Here is an 8063-nt window from a genome sequence, read left to right as displayed (position 1 = left end):
CCATCACCCAATAGTTGCGTTAAAGCCAGTAAGTCACCGCATACCAGCCCAGGCCACCCATCACCACGGTATAAGGCAGCGCCATCCAGACCATGCGGCCATAGGACAGGCGAACCAGCGGGGCAATCGCCGACGTCAGCAGGAACAGGAACGCCGCCTGGCCGTTGGGCGTGGCAACGCTGGGCAGGTTGGTGCCGGTGTTGATGGCGACCGCCAGGGTCTCGAAGTGTTCTTGGCTCATGTTGCCGGCGACAAAGGCTTGCTTCACTTCGGTGATATAGATCGTCGCGACGAAGACGTTATCGCTGATGGCCGACAACAGGCCGTTGGCGATGAACAGCATGCCAGGTTGCTGGTCGGCAGGCAGGGCCAATACCCATTGGATCAGCGGCGAGAACAGGTGTTGGTCGTGAATGACCGCGACCACCGCGAAGAACACCACCAGCAACGCGGTAAAGGGCATGGCGTCCTTGAACGCGCTACCGAGCCGGTGCTCGTCGGTGATACCGGTGAATGCGGTGATCAGCACGATCACTGTCAGGCCGATCAGGCCGACTTCGGCCAGGTGCAGGGCCAGGGCCACGATCAGGATCAGCGCGGCGATACCCTGGACGATGAGGGCAGCACGCTGGCGTGCGGTGCGCTCACGATTGTCTTGCTCGGCATAATCGGCCAATACCGCCCGGACATTATCTGGCAGCAGCGTGCCGTAGCCGAACCAGCGCAGTTTCTCCAGCGCCACGCAGGTCACCAGCCCGGCAACGAGCACGGGCAGCGACACTGGCGCGACCTTGATGAAGAAGTCGACGAAGTGCCAGCCCATTTCATGGCCGATCAGCAGATTCTGTGGTTCGCCGACCAGGGTGCAGACACCGCCCAGCGCAGTGCCCACGGCGCCGTGCATCAGCAGGCTGCGCAGGAAGGCGCGGAACTGTTCCAGATCCTGATGGTGCAATGACGGCAGGTCATGGTCTTCATCGACACTGCTGTCCTGGCGCGGGTCATTGCCTGAGGCTACGCGGTGGTACACCGCATAGAAACCCACTGCGGCGCTGATAATCACCGCCGTCACCGTCAGCGCATCGAGGAATGCCGACAGGAATGCCGAGAGGAAGCAGAACATCAAGGCCAATACTGCCTTCGAACGCACGCCCAACAGCAGGCGAGAGAACAGGAACAGCAGCAAATCCTTCATGAAGTAGATGCCCGCCACCATGAACATCAACAACAGGATGACCGGGAAGTTGTGGACCAGTTCGTCGTACAGCGCTTTTGGCGTGGTCATGCCCAGCGCCACGGCTTGCAGGACCAACAGCCCGCCAGGCATCAGCGGGTAGCATTTCAAGGCCATGGCCAGCGTGAAAATGAATTCCAGGACCAGCATCCAACCGGCCACGACAGGGCCCAGCGTAAAGAACGCCAACGCATTGAGAATCAGGAAAATGATGACGCACGCTTTGTACCAGCGCGGAGATTGCCCCAGGAAGTTGTGCGCAAAAGCTTGAGCCATTTGACCGGACATTGGCTGCTCCTTTTAATTAGAAGCGCGCAACTTGCCGTAAGCCATGAGGAATATCAAGCGTAGGACTTGTTACCGCTGGCCGAAAGGATCGGAAATCAGGCGCTGTACCGCGTCAACACGGCTCTTGAGGTGCCCTGTAACGAATGCCCTCCCACCAGTATTTTTCCGTCGGCCTGCACGGCCACGGCTGTCGCGGTATCGAGGCTGTAGCCCAGTCGAGTGCGCAGCCAACCCTGGCCCTGGCCGAACGCCGGATCCAGATTGCCGTCCGGCAGGTGTCGAGCCAGGATGAAATCGGCCTCGATGCCGCCGATGGTTGCGCCAGCCGTCACGATTTTTCCATCCGCTTGCATCTGGGCGGCTGTCCACTGGCTGGCATGATTGCCGATTGCCAGGAGACGGCATTGGCCGTCGTGGTTGTCCGGCGTCGGTTGGCCGTCCTTGGGAATGCACGCCGACAGACAATGCATGGGGTCGCGACTGCCGCCAAAAGCATGCAAGTCGCCGTTGGTGTCTTGAACGACCTGGCTGACCATCACGCTGCGTCCCTGGGCCGTGAAGGACAGGAAACCGCCGTCGCCGAAGCGCTCGTCGAGTTGGCCGCCGGCGTCATAGCGAGCCATCAGGCCGCGCTGGGGCCAATCGATGGCACCGCCTACGACGATGTTGCCGTCGGCCTGCAGGGCCAGGCAGCTCAGCCAGCTGTTTTTCAGCAGCCGCCGAACCATCACGAAACCACGATGGTTGAACGAGTCATCCAGTGAGCCGTCCGGCAACAATCGAATCAACACGCCAACGTGATCGGACGTCTGGAAGTGATGGTTGGCCAGGATGAATATCCTGCCATCGGCCTGTACGCGCATGTCACAGGCTTCGACCCCAGGCACGCCGGGCGGTAGCCAGGGATCGCGCATGCCCTGGGAAAGATTGCCGCAAAGTCGCACGACTTGTCGCCCGGCATCGCCAAAACCATGGACGGCATGACCGTTGGGATCGAACAGCGCCAGGGCAGGGAGGGTATTGTCGGCGCTTTCGTAATGCAGGCCGGATAACAGGATATTACCGTCGGGCAGTTCGGTGACCTTGCCCGCGGTGGCTTCGCAACCCGATTCGAACGAGTCGACCACGTAGCCGTTGATGCCAAAGTCCCTGTCGATCATGCCGTTCGCGGTAAGCCGGGCAAGACCGAAGCGACTTCCTTGGGCTGTCATCACTCGCGTGGCCATTAGAATTCGGCCAGCATGGTCAACGGCCAATCCGGTGGTGAGCGTCGAGGTGTTCCCTGGAAAACGAACCCAGGCTTTACCGCCGTCGGCAAAGCCTGTATCGAGGTGCCCGGCCTGAGCCCGGGGTATCGGGAGTGCAAATGCGGATTGAACGGGCATGCGTGGCTCTCCTTGCGCATCGACCGGCCTGGATAAAGAGGCGGTGTTTGCATGAGAGCAATATTCAATCCTTGAAACAGACAGTGCACAACTGTCAGGTCCTGCAGGCACGAAGACTATTCGTGCCTAAACAATGGCTTTGCAATCCAATGCCAAGCCGGCAAATAAACAACCGGCTTGTCAGGGCATTATTCAGGCATGGACCAGGATTGCAGTTTGTAGCCTTCCTGGCTCAATTCGGCACGGGCCTGTTTCAACAGGTCGGCCAGTTGAGCAGGATCGGTATAAGCGCTGCTGGGGATCTGAGTCCGGCCAATATGCGTATTGGTGCGGTCGATGACGGTCAGGCTAAGTTCGCCGTTACCGTCTTGTGGGGCCCAGGCCACGCATTGGAAAGGACGGAATGCGCGGTCGGCAATCAAAAGAGCTTCGTTGATACGGAGCGGGGCGTTCATGGCGTTATCTCTCAAGGGTGCCCAATCAAATGATGTGCCGTCGGTTGGGCTTACCGTGCGGCGGGTTACTTGTACTGATGTCCCGAACCCGGGAGCAGGTCACACAATTGATGAATAAATTTCGATTTTCTTTCAGACCAGGCTTTTGCCCTTTTGTTTGAAAGGGTGGTGAAAGATGACAGGTGCCATGAACTAACGAAACGCTCGCTTATAACCGCTTCATGCCCGTCTCGATAACTAATCGATACAAGCAAGTGTCAACTTCTTGCTACTGTTACATGCAGGTTCGCCAAACGCCTGTTTCTAATCATATTTCCTTATTTTTGGCGCCAAGGATCAGTCATGATCGAAGCCAGTGCGTTGCGTCGTTTGCTCGTGGTCGATCCTTGCGATGATTGTCATCGCCTGATGCCGGGGCTGCGTGCCATCGGCTGGAATGTCGACAGTTGTTCCCTGGAGCACGCGAGCGACCGAAGCTGCGACGTTGGCCTCTTGCGCTTGCAGCCGTTTCATCTGGAGCGCCCCGAAGCGGTCAAGGAATTGATCAGCCGCAGCGGCGCGGAATGGATCGCCGTGCTGAACCAGGAAGTGCTGCGCCTGAAAAACGTCGGCGATTTCGTCTGTGAATGGTTTTTTGACTTCCACACGTTGCCCTTCGATGTTTCCCGGGTCCAGGTGACGTTGGGCCGAGCCTTTGGCATGGCGCGGCTGAGGGGGCAGGGCTCGGTTCATATCGACCAGCCGGAGCATGAACTGCTGGGTGACAGCAAACCGATTCGCGAGCTGCGCAAACTGTTGAGCAAACTGGCTCCCGCCGAGTCACCGGTGCTGATTCGTGGTGAGAGCGGTACCGGCAAGGAATTGGTGGCGCGCACCCTGCATTGCCAATCGCACCGGCGCAACAAGCCGTTTATCGCGATCAATTGCGGCGCGATCCCCGAGCATCTGATCCAGTCCGAGCTCTTCGGCCATGAGAAAGGGGCCTTTACCGGCGCCCACCAACGCAAGATCGGACGGATCGAAGCGGCCCACGGCGGCACGTTGTTCCTGGACGAAATCGGCGACCTGCCGCTGGAGTTGCAGGCTAACCTGCTGCGGTTCCTCCAGGAAAAACACATCGAGCGGGTGGGCGGCAGCCAGCCGATTGCGGTGGATGTGCGAGTGCTTGCGGCGACCCACGTGGACTTGGAAGCGGCGATCGAACACAAGCGTTTTCGCGAAGACCTTTACTACCGCTTGAACGTCTTGCAGGTGGTGATGGCACCATTGCGAGAGCGCCACGGGGACTTGTCGATGCTGGCCAGTCACTTCGCGCATTTCTATAGCCATGAAACCGGTCGGCGGCCGCGCAGCTTCAGCGAAGACGCCTTGGTGGCGATGGGGATGCATGACTGGCCCGGTAATGTCCGCGAACTGGCCAACCGAGTCCGTCGCGGCCTGGTGCTGGCGGAGGGGCGGCAGATCGAAGCCCGGGATCTTGGCCTGGCGAGCCACCAGGGCGTCGCCGCACCGATGGGCACCCTGGAAGACTACAAGACCCGCGCCGAGCGCCAGGCGTTGAGTGATGTACTCAACCGCCACAGCGACAACCTGAGTGTCGCCGCCCGGGTGCTGGGCGTGTCGCGGCCGACGTTCTATCGGTTGTTGCACAAGCATCAGATTCGCTGAATCACCTGCGCAACAACATTAAGGTGGGAGCGAGCCTGCTCGCGAAAGCGGTCTATCAGTCCCATAGTGGTGGCTGACAGACCGCTTTCGCGAGCAGGCTCGCTCCCACAGTGTATGACTTGAATGGTCGGTCTTCCTCAGAAGTAATACGGGAATTTCAGGCTGAAGGTGAAATCCGGCGCATCGTCCGTCAGCCCGATGGACAGGTTGGGCACGATGGTCAGGTTGTCGCTGGCAGCCAGCGTCATGCCGATGTTGAAGTAGCCGGCATTGGCGTCGCTGGAGACCACTGATTCCCAATCCCCGCCGTTCTGCTTGAGCTTGCTTTTGCGCTGGACCAGATCGGACACCGAGAACGCCATGCTCATCTTTTCGTTCAAGGCAAAGGCAATACCCCCGCCGACCTGGAAACTGTCGCCGATCTGCACCTTGCCCGGCACTTTCTGATTGACCGTGGAGCTGATGTCGTCAAACGACTCTTCGAAGTTGTGGGTGTAGGACAGGCTGCCGAACAGCACCGCCGGATCGTAGGTCTTGACCAGCGAAATCCCCGGCGTGATCGACCAGACGCCGTTGCCAGTGGGCAGGTCTTCCGGCACGAACAGGTTGGTGTTGGCCTGGGATTGGCGCAGCTTGATGCCGAACGGATCCTTGCCGGTGGGCGCCTTGACGCGCAGGGTCACGACAGCGTCCGGGCTGCTGACCGATTCGTCCATGAACTTATAGGCGATGCCGAAATTGACGTCGCCGATGGTTGGGTCGCGGGTCACGGTTTCTTCGCTGGTGACCCCGGCCGCGCCTTGGTTGGCGCCGCCGGACTGATAGGTTGATTCGCGATAGACCACTGGCACGTTGAGGTCGAACTGCCAGCGATTGTCGAAGTTGTAGCGACCGGTGAGATCCAGGGTCCAGGTGTCGGCCTTTATCCGATCCAGGTTGATGTTGCCGAGGAAAATCGAATCCAGGGCCAGGAAACCGTTGAGGATCAGTTGCCGCGTATCGTAGCGCGAATAGGTCACGCCGGTTTCGAAGCTGAATCTGCCGCCACCGAAAAAGCCGCTGGCCTCGTCATACAGGTTGGAAACGCTTTGCGCCGGTTGCGAATCGTCGGCCAGGGATTGCCCGTAACCGCTGCCTCCCGCCGTTGTCGCACCACTGCCGCCCACGCCCTGGTTGCCTTTCAGGTCGGCCGGCGATTTGGCCAGGCGTTTGGGTGGCGGGGCGGCGGGTTGATCTTCGACCTGGCGGACTCGCTGTTCGAGTACCGCCAAGGCTTTTTGCTGGACCTCGTAACGTTGCTTGAGCTCGAGAAGTTCCTGCTTCAGGGCCTCGATGTCGGCATCCGGTGCTGCTTGCAGCAAGGTCGCCGGGAACAACGTGCTTAAACACATCACAGCGCGCAACGATACGGATCGATACATGAAATATGCCGTCCCTATATGCCCAATGATCGGAGATCAGCGTAGATCAATATCCGAGATTTCGAAGACCGCGCAGTTGCGTCAGGTTGCAGTCCAAGGCCCCAGCGCTGGGGCCGTTGTTGTTCAGCACCACGTTGAGCTGGGTCATGTTGTTGACCAGGTTGCTGTTGCCCAGCAGGCGGGTGTTCTGCAACAAGCCACCCTGGGCTACCTGTTGCAGGGTGCTGCCCTGGTTGTGGCTGGCCTGGATCGCCATTTGCACGCCGCTGCCGGTGGCGGTGACCGCGACGCTGCCGGCGGCGTTGCTGCCGCTGATGGTCTGGCCCTTGGTCAGCAATTGGCCTTGGGATGGCGCCAGGGCAGGTGCCTGGCTGCTTTCCTTCACATTGATGCTGACGTTGTTGTAGGCGCTGTTGCCGTCGCCCGCAGCGCGCACGCTCTGGGTCACGCCCTGGCCTGAACCAAGGCCGGCGCCGCCGGTAATCGTGCCGCTGCCCTGTTCCGGGGTGCTGCCGTTACCGGTTTGCTTGATGGTCGAGACGTAGAATTGCGGTTTGACCGTTGAGGCCTGGATCTGCATGGAGCTGGACGCACCGATCACGTCTCCACTGGCGTTGCGCCAGGTGCTGCTCATGACGATGCCAAAGCTGATGACCCTTCCGGGCATGACGTAGCGACCGCGCAGCTCGGCGAGCTCCTGGTCCTTGACTTCGATGGGTTTGAAACCGGCGTGGGCGAGACCCGACGTCGTTGCGGCCAGGCAGGCCAGCGTGAGCCAGTATGAGCGTTTCATGTGTTGCTCCCGGAGCATCCTGCTCCTTTTGTATTTTTATTGGCAGTTGTTCGGCGATTAGAAAAAGTCGCTCTGGATGAAGCCGAAATCCATCAATTCCGCGTCCTTGACCGGGTTGAACCCGTCCAGTTTGTTACGTGCCGTCAGCGGTTGCGGCGGGCTGCGCAAGGCGTTGGTCTTGTCGTAGCCGGGGCCGACGATGGCAAAGACGATGCCGTTCCAGCCTTTGGCGAACTCGTCATGGGCGTAGCGCTTGTGCCCGAGCACCGGGTCGGCGATGTAGACCCATTGCCTGTCGGCCCGCTGCAAGACCACAAAATGCTTGTAGCCGCGGATTTCCATCAGGACCACGACCGGGATCGTCACCGCTTCGAGTTTTTCCGGCGGTATCCGATAGCCACGGGCGCGCATGCCGATGGTTTCGACGTAGCGCTTCATGTCCAGCATGGAAAAGCCCTGGGTGCGAACCAGGTCCTGGTCGGCGTTGACCAGCATGCCCTTGATGACGTGCTCTTCGTCGACGTCAAGCCAATAGGCCTGGCGCAAGACAGTGGCCAGCGCGGCGGCGCCGCAACTGAAATCGGTTTTCTGTTCGATGATGTCGCTGAACTTGCGCTCGCGCACGCTTTGCACGGGTTTGTAGACCAGCATGCCGCCAGGCAGGGCGGCGACGGGCATCTGTGCGGCCTCGGTCGCGCAGGCAAAGCAAAAGAGCAGGCAAAGGGCAGTCGCACGCATGATCGATACGCCTGATGGACATCCGGGAAAAAAGCCCCTTTTCCCAGCAGCACCCTTCATCCAAGGCATTGAAATGAGTCC

At 59.8% G+C, this 8063-nt stretch carries 7 protein-coding genes; 1 reads left to right on the top strand and 6 read right to left on the bottom strand.

Annotated elements, in window-relative coordinates; translation table 11 throughout:
- Positions 1-19: 19 nt before the first annotated feature.
- The 3 genes from nhaB to OC610_RS16415 all read right to left on the bottom strand — a co-directional run bounded on the left by nhaB (position 20) and on the right by OC610_RS16415 (position 3362).
- Positions 20-1522 carry a sodium/proton antiporter NhaB gene (nhaB, locus tag OC610_RS16425; RefSeq protein ID WP_264429067.1) on the bottom strand — a complete coding sequence of 501 codons (1503 nt, stop codon included), beginning with the start codon at positions 1520-1522 and terminating at the stop codon, positions 20-22.
- Positions 1523-1617: 95 nt separating this feature from the next.
- Positions 1618-2907, bottom strand: a complete 1290-nt coding sequence (locus tag OC610_RS16420; protein WP_264429066.1) for a hypothetical protein — start codon at positions 2905-2907, stop codon at positions 1618-1620.
- A gap of 188 nt (positions 2908-3095) precedes the next feature.
- Positions 3096-3362 carry a hypothetical protein gene (locus OC610_RS16415; protein WP_030142711.1) on the bottom strand — a complete coding sequence of 89 codons (267 nt, stop codon included), beginning with the start codon at positions 3360-3362 and terminating at the stop codon, positions 3096-3098.
- 342 nt (positions 3363-3704) lie between these two features.
- Between OC610_RS16415 and OC610_RS16410 the strand changes: the two genes are divergently transcribed.
- Positions 3705-5030: a sigma-54 dependent transcriptional regulator gene (locus OC610_RS16410; RefSeq protein WP_264429064.1), complete on the top strand. Its 1326-nt coding sequence runs from the start codon at positions 3705-3707 to the stop codon at positions 5028-5030.
- 137 nt (positions 5031-5167) lie between these two features.
- On the opposite strand, the gene OC610_RS16405 is transcribed toward OC610_RS16410, so the two are convergent.
- From OC610_RS16405 to OC610_RS16395, 3 genes are read right to left on the bottom strand one after another with little or no spacing between them, the layout of a single operon-like run.
- Entirely contained in the window at positions 5168-6451 is a 1284-nt protein-coding gene (locus OC610_RS16405) for a hypothetical protein (RefSeq protein ID WP_264429062.1), read from the bottom strand.
- A 46-nt stretch (positions 6452-6497) separates the two neighbouring features.
- Positions 6498-7244 carry a hypothetical protein gene (locus OC610_RS16400; RefSeq protein ID WP_264429061.1) on the bottom strand — a complete coding sequence of 249 codons (747 nt, stop codon included), beginning with the start codon at positions 7242-7244 and terminating at the stop codon, positions 6498-6500.
- Positions 7245-7301: 57 nt separating this feature from the next.
- Positions 7302-7982, bottom strand: a complete 681-nt coding sequence (locus OC610_RS16395) for a C39 family peptidase (protein ID WP_264429060.1) — start codon at positions 7980-7982, stop codon at positions 7302-7304.
- Positions 7983-8063: the final 81 nt, after the last annotated feature.

The organism is Pseudomonas agronomica, from assembly GCF_025917275.1.
Classification (GTDB): domain Bacteria; phylum Pseudomonadota; class Gammaproteobacteria; order Pseudomonadales; family Pseudomonadaceae; genus Aquipseudomonas; species Aquipseudomonas agronomica.
Note: the sequence above shows the minus strand (reverse complement) of the source record. Positions and strands in the feature narration are given on the sequence as shown.